At 67.2% G+C, this 15,253-nt stretch carries 18 protein-coding genes and 1 tRNA gene; 8 read left to right on the forward strand and 11 right to left on the reverse strand.

The window, feature by feature from the left end; all coding sequences use genetic code 11:
• The first annotated feature begins 51 nt into the window (after positions 1-51).
• The gene (locus tag GDR74_RS11800; RefSeq protein WP_152586493.1) at positions 52-1,056 is read left to right on the forward strand and encodes a patatin-like phospholipase family protein; all 1,005 of its coding nucleotides are present in this window, start codon (positions 52-54) and stop codon (positions 1,054-1,056) included.
• On the opposite strand, the gene GDR74_RS11805 is transcribed toward GDR74_RS11800, so the two are convergent.
• Together GDR74_RS11805 and GDR74_RS11810 are read right to left on the reverse strand one after the other, a co-directional pair.
• Positions 1,057-1,488, reverse strand: a complete 432-nt coding sequence (locus tag GDR74_RS11805) for a CBS domain-containing protein (protein WP_152586494.1) — start codon at positions 1,486-1,488, stop codon at positions 1,057-1,059. It abuts the gene before it with no gap.
• A 126-nt stretch (positions 1,489-1,614) separates the two neighbouring features.
• Positions 1,615-2,430, reverse strand: coding sequence for a rhomboid family intramembrane serine protease (locus tag GDR74_RS11810; RefSeq protein WP_194164520.1), 816 nt, complete (start codon positions 2,428-2,430; stop codon positions 1,615-1,617).
• 281 nt (positions 2,431-2,711) lie between these two features.
• On the opposite strand from GDR74_RS11810, the gene GDR74_RS11815 reads away from it, so the two are divergent.
• Positions 2,712-3,401, forward strand: coding sequence for a transglutaminase-like cysteine peptidase (locus GDR74_RS11815; protein WP_152586496.1), 690 nt, complete (start codon positions 2,712-2,714; stop codon positions 3,399-3,401).
• 16 nt (positions 3,402-3,417) lie between these two features.
• Here GDR74_RS11815 and GDR74_RS11820 read toward each other — a convergent pair whose 3' ends face one another.
• The 3 genes from GDR74_RS11820 to cysE form a co-directional block, all read right to left on the reverse strand.
• Positions 3,418-3,948 carry a gamma carbonic anhydrase family protein gene (locus tag GDR74_RS11820; protein ID WP_152586497.1) on the reverse strand — a complete coding sequence of 177 codons (531 nt, stop codon included), beginning with the start codon at positions 3,946-3,948 and terminating at the stop codon, positions 3,418-3,420.
• Between the two features lie 83 nt (positions 3,949-4,031).
• Positions 4,032-4,244 carry a DUF3126 family protein gene (locus GDR74_RS11825; RefSeq protein WP_027315475.1) on the reverse strand — a complete coding sequence of 71 codons (213 nt, stop codon included), beginning with the start codon at positions 4,242-4,244 and terminating at the stop codon, positions 4,032-4,034.
• Between the two features lie 85 nt (positions 4,245-4,329).
• Positions 4,330-5,166 carry a serine O-acetyltransferase gene (gene cysE, locus GDR74_RS11830; protein ID WP_152586498.1) on the reverse strand — a complete coding sequence of 279 codons (837 nt, stop codon included), beginning with the start codon at positions 5,164-5,166 and terminating at the stop codon, positions 4,330-4,332.
• Between the two features lie 91 nt (positions 5,167-5,257).
• On the opposite strand from cysE, the gene GDR74_RS11835 reads away from it, so the two are divergent.
• Positions 5,258-6,058: an enoyl-CoA hydratase gene (locus tag GDR74_RS11835; RefSeq protein WP_152586499.1), complete on the forward strand. Its 801-nt coding sequence runs from the start codon at positions 5,258-5,260 to the stop codon at positions 6,056-6,058.
• A gap of 34 nt (positions 6,059-6,092) precedes the next feature.
• On the opposite strand, the gene GDR74_RS11840 is transcribed toward GDR74_RS11835, so the two are convergent.
• Positions 6,093-6,626, reverse strand: coding sequence for a class I SAM-dependent methyltransferase (locus GDR74_RS11840; RefSeq protein ID WP_152586500.1), 534 nt, complete (start codon positions 6,624-6,626; stop codon positions 6,093-6,095).
• A 174-nt stretch (positions 6,627-6,800) separates the two neighbouring features.
• Positions 6,801-7,565: an alpha/beta fold hydrolase gene (locus tag GDR74_RS11845; RefSeq protein WP_152586501.1), complete on the reverse strand. Its 765-nt coding sequence runs from the start codon at positions 7,563-7,565 to the stop codon at positions 6,801-6,803.
• A gap of 167 nt (positions 7,566-7,732) precedes the next feature.
• On the opposite strand from GDR74_RS11845, the gene GDR74_RS11850 reads away from it, so the two are divergent.
• The 4 genes from GDR74_RS11850 to GDR74_RS11865 all read left to right on the forward strand — a co-directional run bounded on the left by GDR74_RS11850 (position 7,733) and on the right by GDR74_RS11865 (position 9,981).
• Positions 7,733-8,008 carry a zinc-finger domain-containing protein gene (locus tag GDR74_RS11850; RefSeq protein ID WP_152586502.1) on the forward strand — a complete coding sequence of 92 codons (276 nt, stop codon included), beginning with the start codon at positions 7,733-7,735 and terminating at the stop codon, positions 8,006-8,008.
• Positions 8,005-9,186 carry an FAD-dependent oxidoreductase gene (locus tag GDR74_RS11855; RefSeq protein WP_152586503.1) on the forward strand — a complete coding sequence of 394 codons (1,182 nt, stop codon included), beginning with the start codon at positions 8,005-8,007 and terminating at the stop codon, positions 9,184-9,186. The genes GDR74_RS11850 and GDR74_RS11855 overlap by 4 nt, the downstream gene beginning before the upstream one ends.
• A gap of 61 nt (positions 9,187-9,247) precedes the next feature.
• Positions 9,248-9,333 (forward strand) — tRNA-Leu (locus tag GDR74_RS11860).
• A gap of 393 nt (positions 9,334-9,726) precedes the next feature.
• The gene (locus GDR74_RS11865; RefSeq protein WP_152586504.1) at positions 9,727-9,981 is read left to right on the forward strand and encodes a hypothetical protein; all 255 of its coding nucleotides are present in this window, start codon (positions 9,727-9,729) and stop codon (positions 9,979-9,981) included.
• Between the two features lie 112 nt (positions 9,982-10,093).
• Here the strand turns inward: GDR74_RS11865 and GDR74_RS11870 are convergent, their stop codons facing one another.
• From GDR74_RS11870 to GDR74_RS11880, 3 genes are all read right to left on the reverse strand, one after another.
• A complete protein-coding gene (locus tag GDR74_RS11870; RefSeq protein WP_152586505.1) occupies positions 10,094-10,387 on the reverse strand; it encodes a hypothetical protein in 294 nt (97 codons plus the stop codon).
• Positions 10,388-10,488: 101 nt separating this feature from the next.
• Positions 10,489-10,776 carry a hypothetical protein gene (locus GDR74_RS11875; protein WP_194164521.1) on the reverse strand — a complete coding sequence of 96 codons (288 nt, stop codon included), beginning with the start codon at positions 10,774-10,776 and terminating at the stop codon, positions 10,489-10,491.
• 25 nt (positions 10,777-10,801) lie between these two features.
• Positions 10,802-12,397, reverse strand: coding sequence for a site-specific integrase (locus GDR74_RS11880; RefSeq protein WP_194164522.1), 1,596 nt, complete (start codon positions 12,395-12,397; stop codon positions 10,802-10,804).
• A gap of 898 nt (positions 12,398-13,295) precedes the next feature.
• Between GDR74_RS11880 and GDR74_RS11885 the strand changes: the two genes are divergently transcribed.
• The gene (locus GDR74_RS11885; protein ID WP_194164523.1) at positions 13,296-14,699 is read left to right on the forward strand and encodes a PIN domain-containing protein; all 1,404 of its coding nucleotides are present in this window, start codon (positions 13,296-13,298) and stop codon (positions 14,697-14,699) included.
• A 72-nt stretch (positions 14,700-14,771) separates the two neighbouring features.
• On the opposite strand, the gene GDR74_RS11890 is transcribed toward GDR74_RS11885, so the two are convergent.
• Positions 14,772-15,170: an ATP-binding domain-containing protein gene (locus GDR74_RS11890; RefSeq protein WP_152586508.1), complete on the reverse strand. Its 399-nt coding sequence runs from the start codon at positions 15,168-15,170 to the stop codon at positions 14,772-14,774.
• Between the last annotated feature and the right edge of the window lie 83 nt (positions 15,171-15,253).

A 15,253-nucleotide genomic window follows, 5' to 3' on the forward strand; every position in this document is an offset into this window, starting at 1 on the left:
GACCTTCACGAGGGTGCGGGCATAAAGGGCGCGCAGGTCTGGAGTTCGGTCATGTTGTGGGACAACATCGCCCGGCGCAGCGCCGGGTCGGGGGGCGGCGGAACCGTTGCGGAGGTGCCGGCGTCGGTCGAGCGGGAACCCCGTTCCAGGATCAGGATCGGCCTGGCGCTCGGCGGCGGCGCCGCCCGGGGCTGGTCCCATATCGGCGTCCTGCGGACCCTGAGCGAGGCCGGCATCGTGCCGGACGTGATCGCCGGATGCTCCATCGGCGCCGTGGTCGGCGGCTGCTATGCGGCCGGCAAGCTCGACGAACTCGAGACCTTCGCCCGCTCCCTCACCAAGCGCCGTGTCATGGGCCTGCTCGACTTCCACATCAGCGGGTCGGGCCTGATCGCCGGAACGCGCCTGCAGCGCCTGCTCGACCACGACCTCACGGACAAGAAGGTCGAGGACCTGCCGATCCGCTTCTGCACCATCGCCACGGAACTGGCGAGCGGCCACGAGATCTGGCTGACCCGCGGCTCCCTCGTCCAGGCCATGCGGGCATCCTATGCCCTGCCGGGCGTGTTCGACCCGGTGCTGATCGGCGGCCGCTGGCTCATGGACGGCGCACTCGTCAATCCGATCCCGATCACCGCCGCCCGCGCCCTCGGCGCGGACCTCGTGATCTGCGTGAACCTGAACGGCGAGATCCGGATCCGCGGCACGGTGATCCAGTCCTACGATTCCGACAGCGACGAGCGCGAGATCGAGGAGGCCATGGTGGAGCCGAGGCGCTGGGGCATCTTCCCGCCGTCCCGCGCGGGCAAGCCGCGCAAGCCCAACGCGCCCGGCATCGCGACCGTGATGGTCGACGCCTTCAACATCACCCAGGACCGGATCGCCCGCTCCCGCCTCGCCGGCGACCCTCCCGACGTGATGATCGCTCCCAAGCTCTCCAAGATGGGCCTGTTCGAGTTTCACCGGGCCGAGGAGTGCATCGCCCTCGGCCGGCAGGCGACCGAGCGCGCCCTGCCCGACATCCTGGAGCTGATCCAGGAAACCCAGGGCGTCTGATCAGGCGGTGGCGATGTAGTCCTTGATGGCCTGAGCCTCGGCCTCGATCTCGGCCAGGCGGTTCTTCACCACGTCGCCGATGGAGACGATGCCCACCAGCGCTCCGTCCTCCACGACGGGGACGTGGCGGAACTTGCCGTTGGTCATGGCTTCCATCAGGTCGTTCACGGCGGTCCGCGTGGTGCAGGTGACGACCTTCTCCGTCATGAACCGGGAGACCGGCGCCTCGAGGGCCGCGGGCCCCTGCTCCGCGACGGCCCGGACGATGTCCCGCTCGGAGACGATCCCCGAGACCGGGCGGACCCCGTCGACCACCAGCAGGGCGCCGATCCTGTGCTCGGCCAGCATGCGGGCGGCCTCGCCCAGGGTCCTCTGCGGCCCGATGGTCACCACGTTGCGGCCTTTGGTCGAAAGGATTCGATGGACGGACATGCTCGCCTCCGTTGCGCGGCTGCGAGGTCCGCGCCGTCGCGGCCGCTAGACCGATGCCGGACCCCGTCCCAGGGACGATCCTGACCCGGCGTCAGAAAGCAATGATCCGGCGAAACGGCCGCCTTTTCAAGCGGGCAGGCGCGAACGGCGGGGCGGCAGGGGATCGAGGAGGGGAAAGAAGGCCAGCCCGACGAGGAAGCCGCCCACATGGGCCTCCCAGGCGATGCTGGCATCGGCGACGCCGAAGGGCTGGACGAAGCCGAACAGGTAGTTCGCCGCGAACCAGACGCCGAGGAAGATCAGGACCTGCCGGTTTCGGACGATGTCCAGAAGCCCCTCCCGCCGCCGCTCGTGAGCGAGGGTCGGCCGCCCTTCGGGAAGCCACTCCGCCGGAGCGAACATGAACCAGGAGGCGGCCGCCATCATGCCCGACACCGCCGCCGAGGCGCCGATCATCGGAATGATCTGCAGGGAATTCATGAAGGCATAGAGCACGGCGCCGCCCACGGCCGACACGGCGGCGAGGGCGAGAAACCGTCCCGTGCCGCAGCGGCGGGCGATGGGGGTTCCGAAGGCGGCGAGCCAGATGCCGTTGATGAGCACGTGGCTCCAGGAGCCGTGAAGGAACGCATAGGTCAGCGCCGTCCAGGGACGCCCTTCCCCGTCCTGAAGAACGAACCGTCCGAGCGCCACAAGGGAGGAGCTTTCCGGGGACGAAGCCCGCCGCAGGGCGTTCAGGACCTCCTGGACCTCGACCCCTCCATAGGCCACCGCCCAACGGGCGGGAATCACCGCATAGTCGAGGAGGAGCCGAAAATCCGTCTCTTCCGACAGGAACGACCGCAGGGCATGAATGCCGACGAGGACGCCGATGCTCCACGCGACGACGGAAGGCAGGTTGAGGATCGGCTCACGGGAGGAGCGTGCAGGATTCGGCATCATGGAAAAAGCTTTGCACGGCGGAACGCGCCGCACCAGCGAAGGTGCTCCGGGGGAAGTGCCCGATGATCGCATCGGGCACTTCCCCTAGCGGTAACTGCATGTAAGATCCTCCAGGCTCAAGGCAAACGGCCAAGCTTCCGCCGCTGAACGGTGGATAATTTTCGTTAACCATACCGGAACCGATCCCACCGCGACGCGTTAACTCACCTTTTACTTTTTGCTTGAGCCGCGAATCCCACCGTGTCAGTTTGGTTAAAAGAACATTAACCGGCTGGTGGGGCATGCGGCAGGATTGTTTCAAGAATTTGTTCGGCCAGGCGACGAAGTCGCTTCTTTCCTCCAAATTCGTTCGTACGGCTTTCCTCGGTCTCTCTCTTCTGGCGCCGGCGTGGTTCGCCGAGGCGCAGACCCTCGCGGCCCTTCCCCCGGCGGGCCATTCCATCATGGACATGGGCAGCGCCAAGCCCATCATGGGCTGGGTCAGGTTCTGCGAGAAATATCCTTCCGAGTGCGCGGTCAACACCGCCGAGCCGGAAACCATCGAGCTCACCCCCCAGACCTGGAAGCTGATCACCTCGGTGAACCAGCGCGTGAACTCCACCGTGAAGGCCGTGACGGACCAGGACCACTGGGGCGTGGTCGACGTCTGGGGCTTCCCCGACGACGGCAAGGGCGACTGCGAGGACTTCCAGCTCCTGAAGCGCCGCATCCTGGCCGAGAACGGCCTGCCCCGCCGCGCCATGCGGATGACGGTGGTGATCGATGAGCTCGGAGAGGGCCATGCGGTGCTGCTGATCCGCACCAAGCAGGGCGATTACGTGCTCGACAACAAGACCTCGGCGGTGCTCCCCTGGGACCGGACCGGCTACGTCTACATCAAGCGCGAAAGCCAGACGGCGACCGGCTGGGTGTCCCTCGGCGGCATCACCTCGCCGACGGTCAGCTCCCCGACCACCACAGCGAACCGCTGAAGGCGGGCGAGGCGGGTCAGCCGATCCGCTTCAGACCGGAAGCGAAACGCTTCCAGTTCGCCACGTAGCCCTGCGCCGAGGCCCTCAGGCGCTCGACGGCGGCCTCGTCGAGCGCGCGGATCACCCGCGCCGGCGATCCCACGATCAGGGCGTTGTCCGGGAATTCCTTCCCCTCCGTGACCAGGGCATTGGCGCCCACGATGGAATTCGCCCCGATCCGCGCCCGGTTGAGGATCGTCGCCCCCATGCCGATCAGGGAATTGCTGCCGATCGTGCAGCCGTGAAGGATGGCATGGTGCCCGACGGTGCAGCCGGTTCCGACGCTCAGCGGCGCCCCGGGATCCGTATGCAGCATGGCACCTTCCTGGATGTTGGTGCCTTCTCCGATATCGATGAGCTCGTTGTCGCCGCGCAGGACCGCGCCGAACCAGATCCCCACGTCCGGACCGAGGCGGACGCTGCCGATCACATGGGCATCGGGCGCCACCCAGAACCGTCCGGGTTCAGGGAGGTCCGGCATCCGGTCGTCGAGGCTGTAGATCGGCATGGGCGTTCGGATGTTGTGGAGCCCGCTCCGGGCCGGCTCCTTCGGGAGGGAGGCGGCGGCGCGGAATCCGCCGCCGCTTGCCGTCAGTCCTCGAGATCCGTGTCGAGGATGGCCATGGTGAAGTTGAAGGAGCGGTCGCCGTCCTCGTCGTCGACGAAGAGCACGCCGACGAACTCCTCGCCGATATAAACCTCCGCCGAATCGGTCTTCTTGGGGCGACCGACCACGCGGATCGAGTGGTTCGCGAAAGTCTGGCGCAGATACCGCTCGACTTTCGCCATCTCCGTTTTGTCCACCGCTAGTCCTTTCTTCGTTTGCATGGGCGAAGCACTTGCCATGCCGGGCCAACGCGGGCAAGCCGGGTTCGATCCCGGAGGCGCGTCAGGCCTCGCCCTCTTCGGACAGGCAATGATCCATGGACCGGGCCGGTTCGGGGCAGCCCGCGCTGCCGACGACCTTCGCCGGGACTCCCGCCACGGTCGCGTTGTGCGGGACCGGCTTGAGCACCACGGAGCCCGCCGCCACCCGAGCGCAATGCCCCACCTCGATGTTGCCGAGGATCTTGGCGCCGGCGCCGATGAGCACGCCGTGCCGGATCTTGGGATGGCGGTCTCCCCGCTCCTTCCCGGTCCCGCCCAGGGTCACGTTCTGGAGCATGGACACGTCGTCCTCGATGACCGCCGTGGATCCGACGACGAGGCCCGTGGCGTGATCGAGGAAGATGCCCTGGCCGATCCGGGCCGCCGGGTGGATGTCGGTCTGGAAGACCTCGGAGGAGCGACTCTGGAGATAGAGCGCGAAATCCTGCCGGCCGCGCTGCCAGAGCCAGTGGGCCAGGCGGTGGACCTGGATCGCGTGGAAACCCTTGAAGTAGAGCACGGGCTCGATCACCCGCGTGGTCGCGGGATCGCGGTCGAGGACGGCGCGGATGTCCGCGCGGAAGGCCTTGCCGATTCGAGGGTCGTCGCCGAGGGCCTCGTGGAAGGTCTGCTCGATGATGTCCGCTCCCAGCGCCGGATGGCCGAGCCGGGTGGAAACCCGGTGGACGACGGCGGCCTCGAGGCTCGGCTGCTGGAGCACGCTGGCGAGGGCGATCGCGCCGAGGGCCGGCTCGTCGCGGACGACGGCCTCCGCCTCCTGCCGCAGACGGTCCCAGAGGGGATCGACGGTTCCGGCAACGCGGTCCGGAGCGGCCGGCTTCATCCGTGGCTGTGTCATGGTGGGCTCCTCGCCGGAGAGGGTTCGCTAGGTTCGGTCGAATTAGCATAGATAGGCGCAGCCTCACCATTCCCCCAGGTCAGAATCGGCCATGCCCGTTCAAATTTCCTCGCCCTGCCCGAAGTTCTCCGTTTCGCTCGACGGTGCCGTTGCCACGCTCGCCATCGACAACCCGGCCAGGCACAACGCCATCGATCTCGAGATGTGGAAGGCCCTTCCGCCGATCATGGCCATGCTGGAGCGGGACGAGCGGGTGCGCGCGATCCTGCTCCGCGGCGCGGGCACGAGCGCCTTCGCCGCAGGCGCGGACATTTCCGAGTTTGCGACGGTGCGCGCCGATTCCACGGGAGGGCGTCTATACGAGGCCGCGAACGAGGCGGCCTTCTGGGGGGTCGCCCATTGCGGAAAGCCGGTGATCGCGATGATCCGGAGCTTCTGCCTCGGCGGCGGGCTCGGCCTCGCCCTCGCCTGCGACCTGCGCATCGCCTCGGACGACGCCCAGTTCGGCATCCCCGCGGCGAAGCTGGGCGTCGGCTACCCGCCGGGCGCCATGCGGCTCGTCACGGCCGCCGTCGGCGGCCCCGCCGCCCGCGACCTGTTCTATACGGCGCGGCGGATCGGCGCGGCGGAGGCGGAGCGCCTCGGCATCGTGCAGCGGGTCGTTCCCGACGGCGAACTGGAGACGGCGGCGCTGGCGCTGGCATCGGAGATCGCCACGAATGCGCCGCTCACCATCCGGGCCGCGAAGGCGGCCATCGACGAGGCGCTCGGGATCGGGCGGCCCGGCACGGATCCCGTCGCCCTGGCGGACGCCTGCTTCGACAGCGCGGATGCGGTCGAGGGCCGGCAGGCCTTCCTCGAGAAGCGAAAGCCGTCCTTCTCCGGCCGCTGATTCCCCGATCCCGGAATGCGCCCGGCCGGTGCGATCACGCCCCGGCCAGGGCCTCCGGCACAACGGGCCGGCTCTCGTCCTCCCGCCGGTAGACGTAATACCGCCCTTGCGCGATTCCGGTCTCGGCGGTGATGTCGGCGCAGTGCGGCAGCTCGAACCCGCGGTCGGCGAGGAGCAGCCCGCCGGGCTGGAGCAGCTGGTCGAGGAGCGGCGAGAGGCGAAGGGCCACCTCCCGGTTCAGGTGCTCGTCGCCCGAGCCGATATCCGCATGGATCAGCGCGCACCTGCGCCGCGCGTCCCTGTCCGCCATGAAGGCGGGCAGCGTCTCGAACACGTCGCCGACCACGAGATAGCCCTCGGGCGGCAGGCAGCTGGGATGGGCCGCCGGCCGGCGTTCGAAGACATAGATCTCCCGCCCCGGAAGACGGTTCCGCAGGTGGTCGTAGGTCCGACCGTTGCCGAGGCCGAGCTCAAGCACGAAGCCGGTCGGCGCGACGATCCCGCTCGCCCAGTCGAGGAGATCGCGCTGGGCGGTGAGCCGTCGGATGGCGCTGTCGAGTCGGGTCATCCGGCCTCCATATTCCCCTAGGGAAAATGACACGGACCGCCGCGAAATCAATGATCTGCGTGTCGAAGCTGAAGCGCTTCGCAAGCAACGCAACCTGGCCCGGCCTCTTGAAGCGGATTATCGAAGAAGCAGGGTAAACGACTGCATTTCCGCGAATTTCTCCCGCAGTTACCTTCACGGCCTTTGCGACAGGAAGGCGAGGACGCCCTGCTTGTGGACCCGGTCGCCGACGGCGAGGTTGTGGTCCCGCCCCGGGATGTCGAGCGGCACCGCGGTCGGGATCAGTGCTGCGAGCTCCGGCCCCGAACCGGCCACGTCGTCCTCGGTGCCGACCGCCACGAGGGTGGGAACGCGGATCGAGGCGGCTTCCTCCCGTGTGAGGACCTGCCGCGATCCCCTGATGCAGGCGGCCAGCGCCTTGAGGTCGCTCTTCGTCTGCTCCGCGAAGGCACGGAACATGCGCTGCATGGGATCCGTCAGGTCGTCGAGGGACGGCGCCTCCATGGCGTCGGCGATGCCGAGCGGCAGGCCCACGCCCTCCACGAGATGGATCCCGAGGCCGCCGAGGATCGCGGAACGCATCCGCTCCGGCGCCGCGAGGGCGAGATGGGCCGTGATCCGCGCCCCCATGGAATAGCCCATGACGTCCGCACGCTCGATCCCGAGATGGTCGAGGAGGCGGCACGCGTCCGCGGCCATGGTCCCGGATTCGTAATCCTCGGGCCGGTAGAGCTTCTCGCTCTGCCCGTGCCCCCGGTTGTCGAGGGCGATCACCCGGTAGCCCTCGCGGAGGAGGGTCTTCACCCAGAGCGTGTTCACCCAGTTGACCGCATGGTTCGACGCGAAGCCATGGATCAGGAGGATCGGATCCCCCTGCCCGCTCTCGGGGGCGACGTCGATATAGGCGATGCTGACACCGTCGGAATTGAAGAAGCGCATGGGACCGGCAATACGGGAATGGAAGGGCCGGCACCCTAAGGCAGCCCCTGCCCCCGACGCAATCTCCACCCTCGGAGGCCGCATGGCAGGGCTGCAAAAGCCTCTAGGCGCCCGGGCGATCCGACATTATGGTGCGCGCCAAATCCGACAGGTTCAGAGCGACGGCGATGGCTGAGAACAAAGGCACACCTCACTTCCACAACGAGCCGGGCGTCCCCGTGATTCACGTGGGCTCGAAGGAGTTCATGTGCATCGGCGCGAAGCCGCCCTTCGACCACCCGCACATCTTCCTCGACATGGGCCGAGACACGGAAATCGTCTGCTCCTACTGCTCGACCCTGTACAAGTACGACCCCGCGCTTGCGACCTTCGAGTCCCGCCCGGCCGAGTGCGCCTGGGACGAGCCCGAGATCGCCGCGGACATTCCCCATCCGGCCCGGTGAGCGCCCGCTCCCTCGCCGTCGTCGGCGCCGGGATCGGCGGGCTGACGGCGGCGCTCGTGCTGGCCCGCCAGGGCCACGAGGTGACGCTCGTCGAGCGGCGCACCGGCTTCGCCGAGGTCGGCGCCGGGCTCCAGCTGTCGCCCAATGCCAGCCGCATCCTCCTCGCCCTCGGCCTCGGGCCCGCCCTGCGCCGGGTCGCGACCGAACCCGAGAGGGTCGCGATCCGCAGCATCCGGTCGGGCCGGGAGATCGGCGGAGTCGCCCTCGGCGCGTTCATGCGCGAGCGCTTCGGGGCTCCCTACTGGGTGGTGCACAGGGCGGACCTGCAGACAATCCTTCTCGACGCGGTGCGCTCCCTGCCCAACATCCGCATCGCCATGGGCCGCACGGTCGAGAGCGTTGCGGACGGCCCGGAGCGGGCGAGCCTCGCCATGGTCTCCGCCGGCGCGGCCCGCGAGACCCTCGACGTGGAGGCCGTCGTCGGCGCGGACGGAGTGTGGTCGAAGATCCGGCCGTTCGTCGGCGAGGCGGGCACGCCGAGCTTCCGCAATGCGATCGCCTGGCGAACCACGGTCGACCGCCGCGCGGCGCCCGCGGCGCTTGCCGGGAACGAGACCGGCCTGTGGCTCGGGACGAAGGGGCATGTGGTCCACTATCCCGTCGCCGGAGGATCGCGGATCAACATCGTCGCCATCGAGGCGAGCCGGAGTCCTGTGGAGGGCTGGGCCGCTCCCGGAGACCGGGAGGAGATCCTGGCCCGCTACCGCTCCGCCGCCCCGGCCCTGCGCGCCCTCCTCGGCGCGGCGACGGAATGGCTGCGCTGGTCCCTGTTCGACCTTCCCGTCACACGGCTCGCGAAGGGGCGCATCGCGCTCCTCGGCGACGCGGCGCACCCGGTCCTGCCCTTCCTGGCGCAGGGCGCCGCCCTCGCCATCGAGGATGCCGCCGCCATCGGCGCGCTCCTGGCCGATCCGCGGGCGGACGTGGCCCAGAGCTTCCGCACCTACGAGGAGCACCGCCGCGACCGGGCCCGGCAGGTCCAGGACCATGCCCGCCGCAACGGCAGGATCTATCACGCGGGCGGCCTCGTGGCCTTCGGCCGCGACCGGGTGATCCGCCATCTCGGCCCGGAAGGCATGACGGAGCGCTACGGCTGGCTCTACGGCTATCGCGGGTGACGGACGAGCCTGCGCCCGCACTTGCGCTTCCGCCGAGAGCCCGATAACCCTCGCTCCGCATGCGGACGTGGCGAAACCGGTAGACGCAAGGGACTTAAAATCCCTCGGGCTATGCCCGTGCGGGTTCGATCCCCGCCGTCCGCACCAGCCCCGCCGCCCGCACACGAAGACGTGATGGGAGGCGTCCTTGCCGCGAGTCCGGCTTGCCCCCATCTCACACATGCGGACCTTATCTTTGCCCCCCGCACACCCCTTGTGCCAGGTCCGTAAACTGCAGGCCTAGGTCCTTTTCCCAAGCCCGCCGCTCCAGAGCGGGCTTTCTTTTGCCCGCTTGCCGCGATACTGGTCTCCCGCGCGGGGAAAGCTCGGCTTCACGGTTTTCGGCCGGATCGACGGCCCGGCTCCCATCTATCCGCGGTTCTTCATGACCAAGGCGCTGGCCTGACGGGGACCCCGCGGTCTCCGGCTGCGGCGCGGAACAACCGCCCCGGCGGGAACGTTCGCTCGGCAACGATTCTTTTCTTTTGCGGAGATTTCGAGATGAAGAAACTGGCAATCGTTCTGCTTGCGAGCGCGTTCGGCACGGCGGCCTTCGCGCAGGACACCACGACCACCATCAAGAAGGAGGAAGGTCTCCTCGGCAGCAAGACGACCATCGAGCGCAAGACCGAGCCAAGCGACACGACGACCTCCACCTCCGTGACCACCACCGGCAGCGTCGGGTGCAGCACGGAAGTGAAGCAGAAGACGGACGAGTTCGGCGACACGAAGACGACGAAGAAGACCGAGTGCTGATCGTCCCCGGCAGGACGAGCGCAGCGAAAAGCCCCGGTGCGAAACCGGGGCTTTTCTCGTGCGGGACCTCCCCGACCGGACGCTGCGCCGAGGGCGGATGCGGCCCGGGGCGTCAGTCGAAGAAGAAGTCCGGCGGGTCGCTGCGGCAGCGATAGCCGATGGGGCACTGGGGCGTATCCCGCGCGGGCACCCAGGCCGGGTCGAGATATTCGTTGATCTCGCAGAAGCTCCGGTCCCGGACGAACCGGTCGTAGGTATGGGTGCCGGTGCTCAGCACGGCGGCCCCGCGAGCCGCGATGAGCTGCTGGATCTGGAAGCACGGCATGGCCGGGGTGAAGGGGCGCTGCTGCGCCCCGGCGGAGGCCGCGGCGAGGGTGAAGGCGAGAACGAGGGCGAGCTTCTTCATGGCGTCCGTCCGGTCCGTGCGCTTTTTCCGGAAAACTAGGGCGCTGCCGGATCGCCCCAACGGACAACACCGTTTCGTGACCGAAAGATCCGCGGGCCCGGTCAGAGCATCGGCAGGAGCCGCCGCGCCATCTCCACCGTGGCGGGGTAATCGGTCTTGCCGGAGCCGAGCACCGGAACCGGAGAGACGAGGATCGCCTTCGGCACCCAGAGCTCGGGGACGCCCTGCGCCTGCGCGTGCCGGAGAAGCGCGTCGCGGTCCGCATCCGGCTTGTCGGTGACGAGGACGATCTGCTCGCCCTTGCGGGCGTCGGGCAGCGCCACCACCACATGGGTGGTGCCCGGCCACAGGGCCTGGACCATCGCCTCGACGGCGGCGAGCGAGATCATCTCCCCGCCGATCTTTTTTCACACATTACTCCTTTGCCGGGACAATGTGAAGGAAGGGAGCGTCACCGAAGCTGAACGGAGCAGGGCTACCGCTTGTGGTTGTAGAGGGGACCGCGTAGTCCGGATCCTCCAGGATGGCCTTGAGCAAGGCATCGATGGGCACACCGGCACCCCGGCGCTCGACCAGCTCGGCGACGTTGGCGTAGAACTCCGGCGGTATCCGGCGGTGGTGCGCAGCCATCGCGTTCACGACATGCCGCATGGCCCGGAGCGCGGACTTGGATCCGGTCTTGAAGTATGCCATCCGGCCGAGATCGAGATAGTGGCGGCACGTCGTGGTCGGTTTGGCATGCCCGAGGGCCTCGGCCACCCTGTCGAGCACGAAGTTCTCAACGCGCTGGTCCCAACGGAACCCGTTGTCGGCGAAGGCCTCGGCCCACAGGCGCTCGGCGAGCTTCGTGGCAAAGTACGCGCGGAGCCGATGGCCGCTCCCCTGGATCCCACACTTGTTGAAAGCATGCTTAAGGAGGTTGCCGACCGCGTCGGCTTCCAGAGGGCCTCTTGTTTTCTCGGACAGGAAGATCTCCGCCGGGCCCGGCGGCTGCAAGGCATTGCTCCACCGCAGAAGCTGGTCCCTCCGGACATCCCAGATACCGATCGCGAGGAGATCCCGGACAAGGTCGATTGGGAATGGCACCTCCCGCGTGACCTGCCCCTTTCCCGTCACCGTGATGTAAACGTTCGTGCGGTGGCGTCGCTCCAACCGCTCGAGCCCGTCCAGAACTGCCTGCCGGCCCTCGGCCCAGTTCGCGACCGCATCAAGGCCTGCGAGTTGTGGCTGCCAACCCGCGCGGACAGCCTCTGCCCTATTCTCGGGCTTTGGAACCTTGACCCCCTCCTTCGCCAGCCCAGCCTCCAATGCCAACACCGAAAATCTCGCCACCTCATCGCGCCTGAGACCGGCCTCGGCCTCCGTACGTCCGATGAGCCAGTTCCGGTCGCCGATAGCCGGGTGCTCGGCAGAACTCCGCAGATACGCCAACACAGACGCCACCCCCGTGTCGTCGGGAGTAGGCCGTCTCGTGGCTTTTCGTCCTGAGGGTTCCGCGCAGCGCCACACCCGGACGCTGCCGTGTGCGGTGGCTTGGGGCGGGATGCTAGCACCGCCGCGGCCCTTGCCCCTGTCCGCAGCCCGGAAAGTGATAGGCCCTTTGGCGCCGACCAGTTCCCTGTCCAGCAACATCGCCTGGGCCGCGCTCTCGTAGAACGTGAACACGGTCGAGAGTTTGCGGCCGATGCGCTGGTCGGACAAGAGATCCTTGCTACGGCGAGCATCTGCCCCGAGCTTCTTGTTCACCTCCTTCATCCGCTCGCGCCAGTCGATCATGACCTGGTCGTCCACTTCGTCCCAGCGGCATCCCCGGCCTTCAAGATACGCCCACCACTCCCGCAGGATGTATGCCTCGTCCCGCATGGACGAGATCGCGGTACGCTTGTAGCGGAATGACCATCCGAAAAAGCGCAGGAGCGGCTCGCTCACGGATCCGTCGCGCTCGCAGATGATCGGGAGGCCCGGAGCTCGCTCCCCAGACCACTTGAAGTCGTCCGGGGCGAAGATCATGCGGTAGTCCTCGGGACTGTGTTGAGACGCCATGACCTCCCCGCTTCTCCGCTCATGAGCCTCCGGATGATGATAGAGCACCACGTGCGTCATGCGAAGCGTCGCCGCTGGCGCTCTCAAGCCAGCCACCCCCAGCCCGGTCGGATACCGAGGCAGGTGGGACTCAACCTGAGCGTAACGGCACTCAGCCTTCCGCAGAACCTCAAAGCTCTTAGACGTGGAAACAGGGCAGGTGTTTAGATGACGGATGGCCGACTATCAGACGAGAAAGCTGATGCGACACCGTAGTCCTGGAAAGGCAGGACCAAGACATCCGCCCAAACCGCTGCGACCCCGGCGATCACCTCCTGGTTGAGCACGACCCTCCCTAGCAACCGGTGCGTCCAACGCGTCCGAAGCAGCCACGGCACACTCTCGCCGCATCCCCGGCATCCGCGATGGCTGATTAGGACCGGGGAGAGCCTCGGCGGCAATGGTCACCTTGACGGGAGGTAGCGACTGATGTCGTACATGAGGCCGTTACAGTAGGACTCCTTTAGAACCATTTATCGCAGGTCGCGATGACAAGTGTGTAATGTCATTGGGGACCCAAGAGAATTTGTCCAGCTTGGTACCGGATCCGTCAAGTCGCGCGGCAATTGGGGTTAGGGACCAAAGGCAATCGTATCCCGTAAACCCAGGCGGCAGCGTCCGCAACATCCAGAATCGCAAAACCTGCTGGTCCCTGGCCACTCGGGAGCCGGCACCCAATATCAGCGCAATGCAAGCCTTGATGCCGAGCCAGATGGTCTTTCGTATTCTAGAGATCCCGTCTAGTAACCCAGTGAACAATCCCTGAGGACGTGAACTCAGCCCGCCCATCCCTCCCCAGATCTTCGACCGTCGTCCTGAGATGCCGATGCCTGCCGTTTTCTTCGTCGACACGAACTTCTTCATCCAAGGGGCTGACCCGAACGCCATGCCCTGGCGCGAAGTCACTGACGCTGACGAGATCCTGCTGATCATCTCCCGCCCGGTTCAGGAGGAATTGGACCGCCAGAAGGGAGAAGGTAGAGGCCGCCGTGGAAGGCGGGCGCGGGCAGCATCCAGCTTGATGGGGGAACTTCTCGACACGCCTGACCTCAGCAAGGTGATCCGTCAGAAGAACCCTCGGATCGTGATCCAACTGGATGACCTGGACCCTGATGTTCGGGCGGGCGCGAGCGACGACGACCGGATCGTTCAGGCGGCGATCAGCTATGCGGCCAGCCATCCTGGAGTGGACGTGAGGTTGTTGTCGGCCGACACGGGGCCCTGCCTCAGCGCACGGGTGCGCAAATTCCCGCACCATCGCCTGAATGGCGCGTGGCTTGCGCCGCCTGAGCCCGACCACGCGGATCGTGAGGTTGAGGAACTCAAACGCCGGGTCAGCGCCCTCGAAGAAGACGAGCCGAAATTTGAGGTTGGGCTGACCAACCGCAACGGGGCGGCGGTCGACGTTGCCATCGTGGAGGTCACCAGCTTCCGCAACCTGACGGCCGAGGAGGTTGACGCCCTTTCGTCACAGGTCGCCTCCATGTTTCCCAAAGCAACCGATTTCAGAACTAAGGAGCCCAACGCAGGCTACGACCTCCTCATGGACAGGCTCTCACGCGGAACCTGGGTCGCGCCGTCCGAGGACGACATCCGGCAATACCATCAGCAGTACGACGAGTGGCTCGCCGGCATCCGCAAAACGCTGAAGGAGATGCTCTCCCACGAGAGCGACAAGGCCAATCGACAAATCCACTTCCTAGCCCTGCGCAACAGCGGCGGCGCCTATGCGCATGAAGTCGTGGTCGAGCTTTCCCTGTCGCCCGGCCTGATGTTCCATCCCGATCTCGAAGATGACGAGGAACGGGAGGCGCCCACCATCAAGCCGCCCCCTGTTGCTCCGCGCGGCCGTTTCCGGTCATTCCTGACTGATCTTGGGATGGCAGACCGCCTCATGCACCACGGGTTCAGCCACGACCTCGCCAACCTGATCCCAAACATTAGGCCTCGGGACCGCCACGCATTCCATCTGGAGACCGATTTCGAAGTCCCCTGCGCCAAACTGGAGTATCGCTGCGACAGCTTCCGCCACAAGGTCGACGGGCCAAAGTTCGCCCTGGACATTCGTCCCGCGAAGGATGCCGACGTGAAAGGCGGCAGGCTCATGGTCCGGGTGGCCTCCCGGACCACCGACCCTGAAGAGCTCTCATTTCCAATCAAGATCCATCGCCGCGAAGGAGACTCGTTGGCTTTGGTCCGGCAGTGCATCGAACGCTCTTCCCGAGCCTGAGAGCGCCTTGGCACCGGCTCGGACCGTCGGGAGAACAAGACAAGGGGCTGCGGCCGGGGGCGGCAGCGGCGGCTATCCGCCCGGCCGGGGCGGCAGGTGGCCGCGAAGCGCAAGCCGCAGGCTGGTCTCGCGGCGATGCGCGCTTGCCTCGGCGACGACAGCCGACGCCGTGACACCACGCTCGCCAATGAGCACGACCTGCTCGCGCGCCCGCGTCACCGCCGTGTAGACCAGGGACCGGTCCAGCAGGCGGGTCCGGACGACTGGCATGACGACCCGGCGGAACGCCGATCCCTGGGCCATGTGCACCGTCACGGCGTAGGCCAGCACCAGGTTGTCGAGCCCCCGGCCTGCCAGCTCATAGACCGTCCCGTCGAAGTCCACCACCAGGGCGTCCTCGCTGATGACCGCGGCCACCGTGCCAAGCGAGCCGTTGCGCAGTTCGCGCCGGTAGTCGTTCCGGAGGAACATCACCGGCTAGCCCACGGCGAGGATGTCATGGAAGCGGGCGTTCACCACCTCGGTTCCGACCGCCCCTCCTTTGGTCGTGCACA

The sequence above is a fragment of the Microvirga thermotolerans genome (genome assembly GCF_009363855.1).
Taxonomy (GTDB): domain Bacteria; phylum Pseudomonadota; class Alphaproteobacteria; order Rhizobiales; family Beijerinckiaceae; genus Microvirga; species Microvirga thermotolerans.